Genomic DNA, 15,069 nt, shown 5'->3' on the forward strand with positions numbered 1-15,069 from the left:
CCCGGCCGCGGTGCGGCTCTCCGGCTGGCGGTTCCGGCACGCGAGCCGCCGGGCGTGGGCGGTGCAGGACGTCGACCTGCGGGTCGAGCCCGGCGAGCGGGTGCTGCTCACCGGGCCGTCCGGGGCGGGCAAGTCCACGCTGCTGCACGCCCTCGCCGGGGTGCTCGGCCCGGACGCCGGCGACGCCGAGGGCGAGCTCACCGTCGACGGCCGGCCGGCGCGCGAGGCCCGCGCCCGGACGGCGATCGTCTTCCAGGACCCCGACTCGCAGCTGGTCATGACCCGCGCCGGGGACGACGTCGCGTTCGGCCTGGAGAACACCGGCACGCCGCCCGCGCTGATCTGGCCGGCGGTGGACCGGGCGCTCGCGGAGGTGGGCTTCCCCTTCGGGCGGGACCGCGCCACCGCCGCCCTCTCCGGCGGGCAGAAGCAGCGGCTGGTGCTGGCCGGGGCGCTCGCCGGGCGGCCGGGCCTGCTGCTGCTCGACGAGCCGACCGCCCAGCTCGACCCGGACGGCGCCGCGATGGTGCGTGACGCGGTCACCCGTGCGATGGCCGACCGCGGCACCACGCTGGTCGTCGTCGACCACGACGCCGACAGCTGGCTGCCGCTGGTCGACCGGGTGGTCGAGCTGCGGCCCGGCGGCGGGACCGTGGACCAGCCGGCCGGGTGGCGCCCGGCGCCGCTGCGGATGCCGGTCCGCTCCCGGCACGCGCCCGGCGAGGTGCTGCTGCGCGCCGAGCGGGCCGGCTACACCCACCGCGGCAGCGTCGTCCCGGCCCTCCCGCCGACCGACGTCGTCCTGCCGGCCGGACGCACGCTCGCCGTCACCGGGCCCAACGGCACCGGCAAGTCCACTCTCGCGCTGCTGCTGGCCGGCCTGCGCGGGCCCACCACCGGGCGGGTGGTCGCCGGCCCACGGCTGACCGCCGGCCTGCGCCGCCCGGACCGGCCGCCGCACCGCTGGCCGGCCGACGAGCTGGTCCGCCGCACCGGCACGGTCTTCCAGCACCCCGAGCACCAGTTCCTCACCGGCCGGGTCCGCGACGAGCTGGCCCTGGGCCCCCTGCGGGCCGGGTCGGGGGACGACGCGGCGCACCGGCGGGCCGACGAGCTGCTCGAGCGGCTGGGCCTGGCCGCGCTCGCCGAGGCCAACCCGTTCACCCTCTCCGGTGGCCAGCAGCGCCGGCTGTCGGTGGCGACGGCGCTGGCCACCCGCCCCTCCCTCGTGGTGCTCGACGAGCCGACCTTCGGCCAGGACCGCGACACGTGGGCCGAGCTGGTCGCGCTCCTGGCCGAGCAGCAGGACGACGACCGCGCCCTCGTCCTGGTCACCCACGACGTCGCGGTGGTGACCGCCCTGGCCGACGACGTCCTGGACCTGCGCCCCTCGGGCGACCCGGTGGCGGCGTGATCGCGCCGCTGGCCCTGGGCCCGGTCCGCGAGGTGCCGCTGTCGCGGATCAACCCGGTCGCGCAGCTCTCCGCCATCGCCGTCCTGTTGCCGGTGCTGCTGGTCAGCGGCGACCTGCTCACCCCGCTGCTCGTGCTGGCCGCCGAGTGCTGCCTGCTGCCGGCGGCGGGGCTGGCCGCCCCGCGGGCGCTGCTGGCCCGCACCTGGCCGCTGCTGGTCGGCGCGGCCGGCGTTGCCTGGGTCAACGTGGCCTTCGGCGACGACGGCGCGGGCTGGCTGTCGGCCGCCGGGCTCGCGGTGCGCGTGCTGGCCCTGGCGCTGCCCGGCATCCTGCTGGTCGCCTCGACCGACCCGGTGCGGCTGGCCGACGCGCTGACCATCCACTGGCGGGTCTCCACCCGGTTCGCCTACGGCGCGCTGGCCGCGCTGCGGCTGGTGCCGCTGCTGGCCGCCGAGTGGGAGACGATCCGGCTGGCCCGCCGGGCCCGCGGCATCGAACCCCGCGGCAACCCGCTGGCGCACCTGCGGCTGTTCGCCGGGACGGCGTTCGCCCTGCTGGTCGGCGCGGTGCGCCGGGGCTCCCGGCTGGCGACGGCGATGGACGCGCGCGGCTTCGACTCCGGCGGACCCCGCAGCAACGCCCGCGGCTCGCGGCTGCGCCGCCGGGACGCGGTGTTCGTGGCCGCGGCCGTGCTGGTCTGCGCCGCCGCGGTCGCCGTCAGCGTGGCCACCGGCTCGTGGTCGCCGGTCTTCAGCTGACTCCCGCGCTACGGTCCCGCGCGTGACCCGCTACGTCGTCCTGCTGCGTGGCATCAACGTCGGGAAGGCCCGGCAGGTGGGGATGGCCGAGCTCCGCGAGACGCTCACCGCGCGCGGCCACGAGGGGGTGCGCACCCACCTGCGCAGCGGGAACGTCGTCCTCGACAGCCCGCTGGGCGAGGCCGCGCTGGCCCGGGACGTGGAGGCGGCGGTGCAGGAGCGCTTCGGCTTCCTCTCGCCGGTCGTCGTCCGGACCGCCGAGGAGGTCGCCGCCGTGGTGGACGCCGACCCGCTCGGCGCCGTCGCCACCGACCCGGCCCGCTACCTGGTGACCTTCCTGCCGCGCCCGCCCGGGAAGGAGGAGATCGCCGCGCTGCCCCCGGCCGACGTCGGGGAGTACCGCGTCGTCGGCCGGGAGCTCTACCTCTGGCTGCCCGACGGCGTCGCCAACACCCCGCTGGCCGCCTGGGACTGGGACACGCTGCTCGGGGTCCCCGGCACAGCGCGCAACTGGAACACCGTGCGGAAGGTCGCCGCGCTGGCCGGTGTGTGACACCGGTCTCACCCACGTTTACCGGGGCTCCTCCTGACGCATACGCAGGTGTTCGGCTCGCCCGCGGGCCGCGGGAAGCGCGCGCCTCCGGGCGCCGTCGAGCACATGAGGGGGCCAACGGAGTGACACGCGAGACGGCCGGATCACTGTGGCCGTCCGCGACCCCGCCCACGTCGCGGGACGGCCTGGACTGGCAGCTCGACGACGTCGCCGAACTGCCCGCGGTGCGCGCCGCGCTGCGCCGGTACCTCGCGGGGCCGGACCTCGCCGACCTGCGCGACCGTCTGGTCCTCGCGCTGGACGAGCTGGCCTCCAACGCGCTGCGCCACGGCGGCGGTGGCGGCGTGCGGGCCGCCGTCGGGGTCACCGTGGACGGCTGGCTGATCGAGGTCTCCGACCGGGCGGCGGCCTCCCCTCCGGCGCCGGCCGTCGGCCGTGACCCCAGCGAGGGCGGCCTGGGCCTCTACCTCATCGCCGAGCTCGCCAGTGAGCACGGCTGGTACGTCACCGCCGACGCCAAGCACGTCTGGGCGGTGCTGAGGAGCTGACCGCCGAGCGCGTCAGTCCTGCGGGTGCAGCCGGATGGCGACCAGGGCGATGTCGTCCTCCAGGCCGTCGGGGCGCAGTCGCTCGATCACCGCGTCGCCGAGCTGCTCGAGGGGCAGACGCCCCAGCTCCGCCAGCGCGTCGCGCAGCCGCGCCATGCCGTCGTCGAGCGGGAGCCCCCGGCCCTCCACCAGCCCGTCGGTGTAGAGCAGCACGGTGGCCCCGCGGCGGAAGGTCACCACGTTGTCGGTGCGGGGCGCCGCCGGGTCGACGCCCAGCATGAGTTCGGCGCGCGGGGTGGACAGCTGCTCCACCCGCCCGTCGGCGTGCAGCAGCAGCGGGGGCGGGTGGCCGGCGTTGGACCACCGCAGGCTGGTGAGCCCGGCGGCGCGCTGCGCGGGGGTCTGCTCCACCCGGGCCACCGCCGCGGTCGCCATGGTGTCCATGCCCAGGCCTTCCACCGCGGCGTCGAGGTCGGCCAGCACCCGCGCCGGGCCGACGCCCTCCCGGTAGGCGATCCCGCGCAGCAGCCCACGCAGCTGGCCCATGACGGCGGCGGCCTTGGTGTCGTGGCCGACGACGTCGCCGATGACCAGCACGGTCCCGCCCCGGGGCTGCACGAACGCGTCGTACCAGTCGCCGCCGACCTCCGCGGCCTGCACGGCCGGCCGGTACCGCACGACGATCTCCGCGGAGTCCAGCACCGGCGGCGCGGTGAGCAGGCTGCGCTGCAGGTCCTCGGCGAGCCGGCGCTGCTGCTCGTACAGGCGGGCGCTGTCGAGCACCAGGGCCACCCGGGAGGCGACCTCCTGCGCGGCGGCGACGTCGTCGGCATCCGCCAGCGGCCGGTCGGCGGACCGGTAGACGCTGAGCGCACCCAGCGTGCGGCCGCGCGCGGCGAGCGGCAGCGTCACCGCCGACCGGGGGGCCAGCGCCCAGAACGTCTCGCTGGCCTCGCCCGGCGGCAGGGTGCGGCCGACCTCGGCGCCGACGTCGTCCACGGTGAGGGTCCGGCCGGAGGCGAGTGCCCGCATGATGGGCGCGTCGGGCCGGATGGCGGCCAGTCGCAGGCCGGCGTAGCGGTCCACCGTCGCCCGGGCCGCGGGGTCGCGGTGCCAGCTGCCGACGTCCCGCAGCCGGCCGTCCTCGCCCATCAGGCTGACGATCGCCCAGTCCCCCAGCACCGGGACGACCGCCTCGGCCAGCCGCTGCAGGGCGGCCTGCTCCGCGGCGCCCGCGGCCAGCGCGTCACCGGTCGCCGCGCTGACCTCGGCGATGAGGGCCAGCCGGGCCGCGCTGCGCCGCGCCCGATCCTCGGCGGCCCGGCGCTCGGTGACGTCGAGGAAGTAGACCGACAGCCCGTCCGGGCCCGGCCAGACGCGCACCTCGTACCAGGCGTCCAGGGGTGCCGGGTAGTGCGCCTCGAAGACCCGCTCCTGGCCGCTGGCCGCCGCGCCCCGGTAGTGCACCTCGAAGTCACTGCCGATGGCCGCGGGGAACAACTCCCAGATCGAGCCGTCCAGCAGCTCCTCGCGGGTGCGCCCGAGCAGCCGCTCGGCCTCACCGTTGACGTAGGTGAACCGCCACTGGCGGTCCAGCGCGAAGAAGGCGGCGTTCATCGTCTCGAGGACGCGCGCGACCCGCGCGTCGCCGTGCCGTTGCCGGGTGGTGTCGTAGCCGACGCCGATCAGCCGGACGGCGGCGCCGCCCTCACCGGCGAAGGCCCGGCCGCGGCCGCGCACCCAGCGGGTCTCCCCGGAGGGCAGGACGATGCGGAACTCGGCGTCGTAGGCGCCGCAGGTGTCGATGGCCGCCTGCAGCGCGTCCTCGGTCCGGTCCCGGTCGTCGGGGTGCAGGCGGGCGGTGAAGGCATCGATGGTCCCGTCGAACCCGCCGGTGTCGTAGCCGAAGAGCTCCCGGAGCCGGTCGTCCCAGACCAGCCGGCCGGTGACGAGGTCCCAGTCGAAGCCGCCGATGCCGGCCGCGTCGATCGCCAGCTGGAAGCGGAGCTCGAGCCCCGCGTCGGCAGGGCGTGCCCGGTCGGGGCTCACGTTCTCACTCGCATTCCGGCCGGGGCCCGCGGCGGGTGCGCCCACGGCAGGGGGCTGGTCACCCGCTCCGGGGTGGACGGCCCGCACCTTTGTCTCACGCGGGGGATGTTCCCGACAACCGGTGTGGCCGAACGGACACCGGGCCGGGCGGCCGGGGCGGGCGCCCTCCGGTCCGGAGGAGGGCGCCCGCCACGCGGCGGGGGTGCGGACGGTGAAGTGCCCGCGGGCACGAGGTCCACGTCCGGGCGGCGGGCGTCCAGCGTCGCGGTGTCCGGTCAGTCCGTCGGCCGGCGTCGGTCCCGGCCCGGTCTCCTGCGGTCGACTCCCTGCGCCGGTGGCGGACCGGCGGCCCGATCTCGACGGCACGCCTGGCCAGGTCGGAGCCGGTCAGACACCCGGGGCTGCGGGTACCGGCGCGGACCTGTCGTCCGCCGACGGGGTGCGTCGCCGTCCGGTCGTGCCGCGCAGCGGTCGCCGCCTCCCTGGAGGGTCCGCGCGCTGCGTCGGGGCGCAGTCGGCGGGAGGTCGAGGCGGTGTACCGGTGGTGCGGAACGGCTGGGGGCGGCGGGAGGGGTCCCGTCGGGGCGTGCCAGGGGCGGTTCGAGATCGGTGGGAGGAGCGGAGGTCGGGGAGGGTCCGACGGTCGCGGCCACCGGAGGAGGCGGTGGCCGGCAGCCGGCGGGCTGGCGGGCGGTGCGGCGGACGGCGGCGCAGCTCGGTGCCGGGGTCGCGCTCGGGATCAGCCGGACGGCGATCCCCGGGCGGGTGGGGGCCGCGGGTCACCGCGTGACCTCGCCGCCGAGGAGGCCCGGGGGCCGGCCGTCGTCCGCCCGGCCCGTGCGGTGCCCGGTGCGGGAGCGGGCCGCGGTGCCGGCACCTGCCGGGCGAGCGGGGCGACCACCGGGACGCGGGACGCGGCGGCCGGACGGGCGGTCCGGGCCGGGAGGACCGGCCGGGGAGCCCCGGCCGGACGGAGCGCCGCAGCGGGGGAAGGCGCCGCGGGCTGGATCGTGGGGGTGCTGGGCAGCTCGGTCAGCACGACCGGCGCGTCGGGGTGCGGAGCCGGGGCGGCGGGGCGGCCCCAGGCGAGGTTGGCCCCCTCGGGGCCGGCGCCCCAGAGGGCCAGCCGGCGGACCAGGGCACGCAGCCGGACGCGGAGACCGGGCCGGGGGGCCTCGGCGGGCACCGGCTCGGCGGCGGGGGACGGCGCGGGAGTCTCGGCGACCGGGCGCGGGCGGGCCGCGGGCACCGGCACCGGCCGGGCGGTGGGCAGCGGACGACCCGGACGGCGCAGCGTGCCAGGACGGGTGACGACGGCCCGCACGGGCCGCGGCCGGTGCCGCAGCGGCAGCTCCTCCGCGCGGTCGAGCACGTCGAGCAGTCCGCTCAGCGTCAGGTCGTCCGCCATCCGCGACGAGCGGGGCGAGAGGGCCCGGTCGATCGCCATGACGTCCTCCTGCAGGTAGTGCCGCAGCCGGGGAAGGTGCTGCGGACAAGGAGAAAGGTAGGGACGACGGCCCCCGCGGACGGCCTTCCGGCGCCACCTCCGGAGGGCGCGTGACCCAACCGTTGTGGAGGCTCTCCGGACCGGTCGGTCACCCCTCCTCCGGGGCACGCACTTGTCGACAAGCCGTGCCCCCCTGAGCGTGGAAGCCGCAGGTCAGGCCCTCGGTCACGCCGGGACACGCCCCGCCGCGCCCGCGTGTCGGAGCCGGAGGCCCCGCGGCCCGCGGCGCGGTGACCCGGGCCGCACGCGCACGACCCCGACGTCCCGGGTCTGGTGGGATGGCCCGGTGGCCACCCGCACCCCTCTGGTGATCGACACCGACCCCGGCATCGACGACGCGCTGGCGATCCTGCTGGCCCTGGCCAGCCCGGAGGTGGACCTGCGCCTGGTGAGCACGGTGCACGGCAACGTGGACCTGGCGCAGACGACGGAGAACGCGCTGCGGGTGCTGCACCTGGCCGGCCGGTCCGACGTCCCGGTGGCCGCCGGCGCGCGGGACTCGCTGGTCTACCGGCAGCCGGAGCGGGCCGGCCACGTGCACGGTTCCAGCGGCCTGGGCGGGGTGGACCTGCCGCCGTCCCCCGGCCGCGTGGACCCCCGGCCGGCCGTCGTGGCGCTGGCCGACCTGCTCACGACGTCGGAGACGCCGGTCACGGTGGCCGCGATCGGGCCGTGGACCAACATCGCCCTGCTGCTGGCGACCTATCCGGAGGCCGCCGAGCGGATCGGCCGGCTGGTGCTCATGGGCGGGTCGGCGGCGCGCGGGGGGAACGTGACCGCGGCCGCGGAGTTCAACGTCTGGGCCGACCCCGAGGCCGCCCAGCGGGTGCTCGGCTCGGGCGTCCCGACGGTTCTCGTCGGCCTCGACGTCACCCTGCCCACCGTGCTCGACGAGGAGGGGATCGCCCGCTTCGCCGCGGCCGGCCCGGTCGGCGCGACGGCCGCGGCGATCCTGCGGCAGTACCTCGACCACGCCCGGTCGGCGTACGGGACCACGGGCGTGGTGGTCCACGACGCGCTGGCCCTCACCGAGGCGATCGTCCCGGGCACGCTCGGCACCGTCCGGCGGGACGTCGTCGTCGACACCACCCTGGGCGCCGGACGCGGGCAGACCCTGGTGGACCGGCGCTCCGTGTCGGACTCCCCCACCGCGGTGCAGGTAGCCGAGACGGTGGACAGCCCGGCGGCGGTGGAGTTCCTGGTCAGCCGGCTGGAGTCGCTGGCCCGCTCACTGCGCTGACCCGCGCCCCGGCGCGGTCGGGGCGGACCGGCCGTCGCGGGTGGACTCCACGATGCCCGTGGCGATCTCCCGCAGCTTGCGGTTGTAGCGCTGGGAGGCGTCCCGGAGGATCTCGAACGCCTGCTCCGCGTCGACGTGCCGCTGGGCCATGAGCACCCCCTTGGCCTGCTCGATGACCGCCCGCGACTCCATCGCCAGCCGCATGTTGCGCGTCTGCTCGCCGAGCCGGTCGTGGGCGTCGGCGTTGGCCACGGCGACCGCGACGGCCTCCGCCACCGCGGTGGCCACCTCCTCGGACTCGGCCGAGGCGAAGGCGGCCGGCCGCGAGGAGTAGATGTTCAGCGCGCCGATCGAGGCGCCCTGGTAGGGCAGCGGCATCGACAGCGAGCTGCGGACGCCGACCGCCTGCACGCGCGCGGCGTAGTCCGGCCAGCGCTGCTCGGTCCGCATGTCGTCGACCCGCAGCACCACGCCGCCCCGGCCGGCGTCCATGCAGGGGCCGTAGCCGCGCTCGTACTGCAGCTCGTCGGCGGCCAGCGCCATCTCACCGGTGTGCGCGGCGGTGAACGCCCTGTCGCCGCGGACGAGGGTGATCGAGGTGGACTCGGCGCCGGGGATGCTCCGGGCGGCGATGTCGGTGACCTCGCCGAGGATCTCGTCGAGGGCCCGGTCGCCCAGCATCACCCGGCTCAGGTCACGCCACAGCTCCTGCACGCGGCCAGTCTGCCCGCTTCTCCGTGCCGCCCGGCACCCCTCGGCCGGGCGCAACGGCGACCCGCCGCTGCGGGTGGCCGCGCTTTCGGTCAGGATGGAGTCCGGCCGGCCCCACCGGCCGACCGGCCTGCGGAGGGGGTGGCGATGGGCCAGGAGCCGTGGCCGCAGGTGCCGGTGCCCTCCCTGCCGGGAGACGTCTGGCACTGGCAGCTCGACACGATGCACGTCGTGTCGCGCGTGCGGTCGGACCTGCGGGCCCGCATCGCCCACCCCTCGGTCTCCTCGTCCTCCACCGAGGACGCCCGCGACGGCCTGCTGCTGGTGTTCGAGGAGCTGGCGTCCAACGCGCTGCGGCACGGCGGCGGCGCGGTGCGCGCCCTGGTCGTGGCGGGCACCGACGGCTGGCTGCTCGACCTCAGTGACGAGGCGCCGGACCGCCCGCCCATCCCGGCCGTCGACCGCGACCCCGCCCTGGGCGGCATGGGCCTGCACCTGGTCGCCCAGCTCTCCAACGAGTTCGGCTGGGAGGGCCGGCCCGGCCGCAAGCACGTCTGGGCGCGCATCCCCAACGGCCGCACCCCGCTGGAGATCGTGCAGGACCGCGTCCCCGAGCCCCGCAGCCCCGAGGTCCCTCGACACGACTGAGGCCGCGAGGCCTCGTGATCACCGAGCGGCGCGGGCCACCGCGGCGGCGAACCGGGCGTGGCCGGCCCGCACCTCCGCCATCGGGGCCAGCACCTCGTCCTGCGCCACCACGTCGACCGCGGCGCGCAGCCGCTGCTCGGCCCGCCGCGCACGCCGGCGGGCCCGCAGCCGCACGAACGGCCGCGCCACCAGCGCCAGCAGCGCCCCGGCCAGCAACCCTCCGATCAGCAGCAGCGTGGGCAGCGGCAGCCCCTCCACCCGGGGCAGCGGGACGACGTCGTCGAGCTGGAACAGGCCGAGGACGACGAGCGCGAGCAGCCACAGCGCCCCGGCCAGCGCGACCAGCGTCAGCAGCCACTGCAGGCCACCCACGCCGCGCTGCCACAGCGGCGTGCGCTGCGGGCCGAGGTCGGTCCCGGCGACGGCCCGGTCCAGCTCGTCGGCCAGCCGCTCCTCGGACACCTCGACGGTGCGACGCAGGTCGTCCCGCCACGCCTGCGGCAGCCCCTCGCCGGCGGCGTCCCGTGCCGACCGCAGCGCCCGCGCGACCGCAGCCTGCTGCACCGTGCCGGCGGCGGGCAGCGAGGTGCGCGCCCGGTCGTCCCCGAGGTGCAGCCGGTCGAGCGGGTCGGCGCGCAGCTTGCGGGTCCAGCGCACCAGCGGCCAGCCGGTGGCCGCCGTCCCGCTGCGGCGCACCGAGCGATCCACGGCTGCGGCGACCGTCGGCACGCCGGCGGCGTCGGCCAGGGCCTCGGTGAGCTCCTCGCGGTCGTGCCGCTCGACACCGGCCCCCTCCGAGGCGCCCTGCGCGGCGGCACAGTGGACGGCGAGGGCGGCGGCCGCGCCCTTGACGTCGGCGGTCAGCCGGTCGGTCGCCGCGCGGCGGGCCGACACCCGCGTGGCGAGGTCCGCGCGCAGCTCGCCCAGGCCGGCGCCGGTGCGCGCGGAGACGGCCAGCAGCGGCGTCTGCGCCAGCCCCTCCCGGTCGAGCAGGCCGCGCAGGTCGGCCAGGCAGGCGCGGACCGCCTCGGGGGCCAGCCGGTCGACCTGGTTGAGGACCACCAGCAGCACGCCGGCGTGCCCGGCCAGCGGCACGAGGTACCGGTCGTGGACGGCGGCGTCGGCGTACTTCTCCGGGTCGAGCACCCACACGAGCACGTCGACGAGCTGGACCAGCCGGTCGACCTCGAGCCGGTGCTCGAGCTTGACGCTGTCGTGGTCGGGGAGGTCGAGCAGCACCAGCCCGTCCAGCGCGGGCTCCGGCGGGTGCCGGTGCCGGCGCGGCACCTCCAGCCAGTCGAGCAGCCGGTCCGCGCCGTCGGCTCCCCAGACCGTGGCGTGCGCGACGCCGGTGGTGGGACGCCGCACGCCCGGCGTGCTCACCTCGCTGCCCGACAGCGCGTTGAACAGCGTGGACTTGCCGCTGCCGGTGGCCCCCGCCAGCGCGACGACGGTGGCGTCGCCGAGCGCCTCGCGGGCGCCGGCCTTGGCGAGGAGGGCGCGGGCCCGGCCGACCGGGTCGGCCTCCCCGGCCCCGTCCAGGTCGAGGTGCTCCTGGGCCACCTCCACGGCCTCGCGCAGGGCCGCCAGCCGGTCGGCCAGCGGCGGCGTCCTCCCCCTCATGCGTCGGCCCGTGCCGTGGTGAGGGAGGCGGCGGCCGCCCGCAGGCGGGCTGCGTCGTCCGGCTGTGGGCCGACGTCGTCCACCAGCCCGTCGAACCGGCCCTGTTCGTAGCGGAGCAGGGCGTCGGCACGGGCCTGGAGGTCCTCCCGGGCGCGCGCGGCCAGCGACCGGACGGCGGCGTCGCCGAACACCGCCTCCAGCAGCCGCTGCCCCAGCGCCGTGGTGCCGCCGGCGACCGCGACCTCCCCGCCGGTCAGCCCGCCGGTCTGGGCGAAGACGGCGACCATGACCACGGCCCCGGCGCCGTTGACGCCCCAGGACAGCACCCGGGCGCGGGTGCGCTTGCCGGCGCCCTCCTCCCGGACCAGGTCCAGCACGAAGCCCTGCCAGTCGCGCACCTGCGCGGCGGCCGCCTCGGGGAAGTCGTCGGAGACCCGGTCGAGGTCCTCGTCGGCGACGGCGAGCAGGGCGGGCCCGCCGGGCAGCGCCCGCCAGGCGGTGACGGTGCGCTCGGCGGCGCGGTCGGCCTCGGCCCGCAGCAGCGTCTCGACGCTGGACTCCAGCGCGCCGGTGAGGTCGTCGGCGGGGTTCGGCCGCCCGGTGAGCGCCGCGGTCACCCGGTCGCGCAGCCGGCCGATCGAGCCCTGCAGCGAGCGCATCCACTCCCCCGTGCCGACGAACTCCTGCCAGCGGGCCAGCACCTCACCGCGCAGCAGGCTCCCGCTGCGCACGCCGTCGTCGATGCCCTCGTAGGCGGCGGTGAAGGCGGCGGCCGCGGCGCCGTGCAGGGCGGCCGCCGCCTCCGCCTGCTCCTCGACGGCCGCGGCGATGCCGGCCACCCGGTCCTCCAGGCTGGCCAGGGCGCCGGTGAGGGTCTGCCGGACGACGGCGGCCCGCTGCTCCTGGTCGGCGGCCAGCGCGTGCAGCCACTGCCGCAGCGGGGCGACCTGGTCCTCGGGCAGCCGGCCGTCGGTCAGCGGCCGCTCCTCGATGACGAACAGGCGGGCCCCGGACAGGCCGGCGCGCTCGAGCATCCCGGCGAGGTCGGGGGCGATCTCGGCCGCGGCCCCCGGCGGGACCCGGTCGAGGACGACCGCGAGCGCGGTGCCCCGCTCCTGCGCCGTCCGCAGGAGGTCCCAGGGGACAGCGTCGGCGTAGCGCGATGCCGTCGTGACGAAGACCCACAGGTCGGCCGCGGCCAGCAGCTGGGCGGCGAGCTCGCGGTTGGACTCGACCACCGAGTCGACGTCGGGGGCGTCGAGCAGCGCCAGCCCGGGCGGGACGTCGTCCCGCGGGACCAGCTGCAGCGTGCCGGGGCCGCCGGAGGCGCCGGTGACCCGGGCGAAGCCGGGCAGCACCCGCTCGCCGGCGAAGGCGGCCTGGTCGGCCCGCGCGCAGACGAGCACCGGCGACCGGGTGGTCGGCCGCAGCACGCCGGCGGAGGTGACCTCGGCGCCGATCAGGCTGTTGACCAGGGTGGACTTGCCCGCGCCGGTCGAGCCCCCGACGACGGTGAGCAGTGGCGCGTCCAGGTCCCGCAGCCGGGGCAGCAGGTAGTCGTCGACCTGCTCGACGACCCCGCGGGCGGCGCGGCGGGCGGGGTCGCTGCCCGGGGTGGCCAGGCCGAGGGGCGCGGACGCGACCTCGTCCCGCAGGGCTGCCAGGGCCTCGGGCAGGCGGGCGGGGAGGGTCACACCAGGGGGACTGCCCCGCGACCGCCGTCCTCAGTCGTCGGAGCGGCCGGAGCGCTCCTCGCGCAGCGCCTGGAAGACACGGCGGCGCAGCCGGTCCTGCTCCTTCTCGGGCAGGTCGAGGAACCGGAGGGAGAGCTGCCAGCGGGGTCCCGTGGTCCGCTGGCGGACGACCTCGGCCGCGACGGGCAGGTCGCCGTCCTCCAGCCCGACCACGATCCGCACCGTGCTGCCCGGCAGCGGCGGGTTGCCGTAGGCCTCGACGAGGACACGGGTGCCGGCCTCGCTGAGGTCCAGGGTCTGCCCCTCGACCTCGACGCCGTTGACACCGAGGAGCACCGGCCGGACGACGCGGGCGCGGACCGCCTCACGGCGCTGGGTGGCCTCCGCGGGGCCGGCGACGGTCAGGTGCCAGCGGGGGACGGCGCCGCGCTGGACCGTGGTCACCTGCGCCGGCAACGCCCAGCCGCTGACCGCGTCGCGCCAGAAGACCTCCACGTGGTCGCCGACCCGGACGACCTCCTGGTCGACGAACTCGCTGCTCGAGGGGCGGAGCACGAGCAGCTCGTCGCCGGAGGCCTCGACCCGGGTGCTCACGGAGAACCGGCTGCCGGCAGCCGTCACCTCGGCGTCGGCGTCCACCTCCGGGCGGACGACTCCCGCCACGACGCTCATGCGTGCTCTCCGTTCCGCTCCACGACGGCCCCGGTTCACAGACGTCGCGCTCGGAGGAACGGTAACCGGGGTTCAGGCCCGCAACCGTTCCGCGGCCGCCACCCACCCCCGCAGGGGGAGGCCGGGCGGAAGCCTCTGGCGTCCTCCCGGGCTCAGCGCCGCAGGCGGGGGCGGAAGCTGCGGCGGATCCGGCGCCAGCGGTTCGGCGTCCGCTCGGCGTCGAGCAGCTCGGTGTCGGCGAGCGTCCGGTCCACCGGGCCCAGGTCGGGCGGGGTGAAGGGGACCAGCGAGCGGCCGACCGGGCGGCGCAGCCGCTCCACCGCCGTCAGCAGGGACCCACCGCAGTCGGCGATCACCTCCGCCACCGCCTCGGGCGGGACGCCGAGGTGCTCGCCGAGCAGGCGGTCACGCAGCCCGGTGACCGCCGCGGCCAGCTCGTCACGCCGCGGGTCGTCGGGGCGGACCTCGATGGAGACGTCGCACTCGGTGTCCAGCCCCATCGACCGGTTGTTCAGGTTGGCCGACCCGACCCGCAGCAGCCGGTCGTCGACGACGAGCACCTTGGCGTGCACGTAGATCGGGTGGCGGCCCTCGGTGACCGGCACGTAGAGCCGGAACCGGCCGTGCACGTCGGCGTCCTCGATCAGGGCCAGGAGCTTGGCGCGGGCCGGACCCATCGCCTTCTCGTCCAGCCACCCGTAGGCGCTCTCCGGGTTGACGACGACGAACTCCGGGCCGTCGTCCTCGCGGAGCCGCTCGGCGATCGCCTCGGCGATGCGGCGGTTGGCGAAGTACTGGCTCTCGATGTAGACGGTGCGCCGGGCGCCGGCGATCACGGCCAGCCAGAGCAGCTCGATCTCGTGCACCAGCTCCGCGCCGCCGTGCTCGGGGCGGGTGCGGGAGATGGCGACATCGACGTCGGTCAGCAGCGGCTCGACCTCAGGCGGCCAGCACGCCTCCACACCGGTCACCGGCTCCAGGCTCCGGCCGGTGCCGCTCTCCCACCGCTCGCGTGCCAGGTCGCCCAGCGCCCGGGCGGCCGGCCCGGAGACGAGGCTCGTGACGTCGTGCCAGGGCCCGGTGGGCCGGTGCGTCCCGGGCCGGCGGCGCAGCGGCTGGCGGTCCAGGTGCTCCGCGGTGTCCCAGCGGTCGGCGGTGACGTCGATGCCACCGGCGAAGGCCAGGCAGTCGTCGATGACCACGATCTTCTGGTGGTGCGCGCCGCCGACGGGGTGGTGCGTGTCGACCGTCATCGTCAGCCGGTCCGGCGTGCGCCGGTTCAGCAGGACGATGGGCGCCAGCCCCCGCGCCAGGGCGAAGACCATGCCCAGGTCCCACTGCAGGACGCCGATCTCCAGCTGCGGGTTGGCCTTGACCGCGTCCTCCAGCACCCGGCCCAGCTTGTCGGCGCGGCGGGAACCCGAGCCGCGGCGTCCCTGGCGCCGGGGGTCCAGCCGGATCCGCGGGTCGAAGTCCCAGCCGATGAACAGCACCCGCCGCTCGGCGCGGAGCACCGCGCCCTTGAGCGCGGCGAAGTAGTCCGCGGCGTCCACGAAGACGGCGTGCCGGTCGGCGCGCTCGATCCGCCAGCAGGTCTCGCCCGGGACCAGCAGGTCCTCGGTGGCGAGCGGCCCGGAGCCCTCGTCGTACAC

At 77.4% G+C, this 15,069-nt stretch carries 13 protein-coding genes; 6 read left to right on the forward strand and 7 right to left on the reverse strand.

Annotated features, from left to right (window positions below; all coding sequences use genetic code 11):
• Positions 1–10: 10 nt before the first annotated feature.
• The 4 genes from MY526_RS13255 to MY526_RS13270 all read left to right on the forward strand — a co-directional run bounded on the left by MY526_RS13255 (position 11) and on the right by MY526_RS13270 (position 3,273).
• On the forward strand, positions 11–1,414 hold the full coding sequence (locus MY526_RS13255) for an ABC transporter ATP-binding protein (RefSeq protein ID WP_436704055.1): 1,404 nt from the start codon (positions 11–13) through the stop codon (positions 1,412–1,414).
• Positions 1,411–2,172 (forward strand): energy-coupling factor transporter transmembrane component T family protein, encoded by a 762-nt coding sequence (locus MY526_RS13260; protein WP_436692206.1) that lies wholly within the window; start codon positions 1,411–1,413, stop codon positions 2,170–2,172. Before MY526_RS13255 ends, MY526_RS13260 begins: the two co-directional genes overlap by 4 nt.
• A gap of 22 nt (positions 2,173–2,194) precedes the next feature.
• Positions 2,195–2,725, forward strand: coding sequence for a DUF1697 domain-containing protein (locus tag MY526_RS13265; protein WP_436704056.1), 531 nt, complete (start codon positions 2,195–2,197; stop codon positions 2,723–2,725).
• A gap of 122 nt (positions 2,726–2,847) precedes the next feature.
• Positions 2,848–3,273 carry an ATP-binding protein gene (locus tag MY526_RS13270; protein WP_436692208.1) on the forward strand — a complete coding sequence of 142 codons (426 nt, stop codon included), beginning with the start codon at positions 2,848–2,850 and terminating at the stop codon, positions 3,271–3,273.
• A gap of 12 nt (positions 3,274–3,285) precedes the next feature.
• On the opposite strand, the gene MY526_RS13275 is transcribed toward MY526_RS13270, so the two are convergent.
• Positions 3,286–5,322 (reverse strand): SpoIIE family protein phosphatase, encoded by a 2,037-nt coding sequence (locus MY526_RS13275; protein ID WP_436692209.1) that lies wholly within the window; start codon positions 5,320–5,322, stop codon positions 3,286–3,288.
• A gap of 739 nt (positions 5,323–6,061) precedes the next feature.
• Positions 6,062–6,769 (reverse strand): hypothetical protein, encoded by a 708-nt coding sequence (locus MY526_RS13280; protein ID WP_436692210.1) that lies wholly within the window; start codon positions 6,767–6,769, stop codon positions 6,062–6,064.
• Positions 6,770–7,115: 346 nt separating this feature from the next.
• Between MY526_RS13280 and MY526_RS13285 the strand changes: the two genes are divergently transcribed.
• Positions 7,116–8,069 carry a nucleoside hydrolase gene (locus MY526_RS13285; RefSeq protein WP_436692211.1) on the forward strand — a complete coding sequence of 318 codons (954 nt, stop codon included), beginning with the start codon at positions 7,116–7,118 and terminating at the stop codon, positions 8,067–8,069.
• Here MY526_RS13285 and MY526_RS13290 read toward each other — a convergent pair.
• Complete coding sequence (locus tag MY526_RS13290; RefSeq protein ID WP_436692212.1) at positions 8,058–8,783, reverse strand: GAF and ANTAR domain-containing protein; 726 nt, start codon at positions 8,781–8,783, stop codon at positions 8,058–8,060. The two genes, MY526_RS13285 and MY526_RS13290, sit on opposite strands and share 12 nt — an antisense overlap.
• A 144-nt stretch (positions 8,784–8,927) precedes the next feature.
• On the opposite strand from MY526_RS13290, the gene MY526_RS13295 reads away from it, so the two are divergent.
• Positions 8,928–9,428 (forward strand): ATP-binding protein, encoded by a 501-nt coding sequence (locus tag MY526_RS13295; RefSeq protein ID WP_436692213.1) that lies wholly within the window; start codon positions 8,928–8,930, stop codon positions 9,426–9,428.
• Between the two features lie 18 nt (positions 9,429–9,446).
• Here MY526_RS13295 and MY526_RS13300 read toward each other — a convergent pair whose 3' ends face one another.
• The 4 genes from MY526_RS13300 to MY526_RS13315 all read right to left on the reverse strand — a co-directional run bounded on the left by MY526_RS13300 (position 9,447) and on the right by MY526_RS13315 (position 15,069).
• Positions 9,447–11,051 (reverse strand): GTPase, encoded by a 1,605-nt coding sequence (locus tag MY526_RS13300; protein ID WP_436692214.1) that lies wholly within the window; start codon positions 11,049–11,051, stop codon positions 9,447–9,449.
• The gene (locus MY526_RS13305) at positions 11,048–12,745 is read right to left on the reverse strand and encodes an ABC transporter (RefSeq protein ID WP_436692215.1); all 1,698 of its coding nucleotides are present in this window, start codon (positions 12,743–12,745) and stop codon (positions 11,048–11,050) included. Before MY526_RS13305 ends, MY526_RS13300 begins: the two co-directional genes overlap by 4 nt.
• Positions 12,746–12,775: 30 nt before the next feature.
• Positions 12,776–13,417, reverse strand: a complete 642-nt coding sequence (locus MY526_RS13310; protein WP_436692216.1) for a flagellar brake protein — start codon at positions 13,415–13,417, stop codon at positions 12,776–12,778.
• Between the two features lie 152 nt (positions 13,418–13,569).
• Entirely contained in the window at positions 13,570–15,069 is a 1,500-nt protein-coding gene (locus MY526_RS13315) for a phospholipase D-like domain-containing protein (protein ID WP_436692217.1), read from the reverse strand.

The sequence above is a fragment of the Geodermatophilus sp. CPCC 205761 genome, from assembly GCF_051383655.1.
GTDB lineage: Bacteria > Actinomycetota > Actinomycetes > Mycobacteriales > Geodermatophilaceae > Geodermatophilus.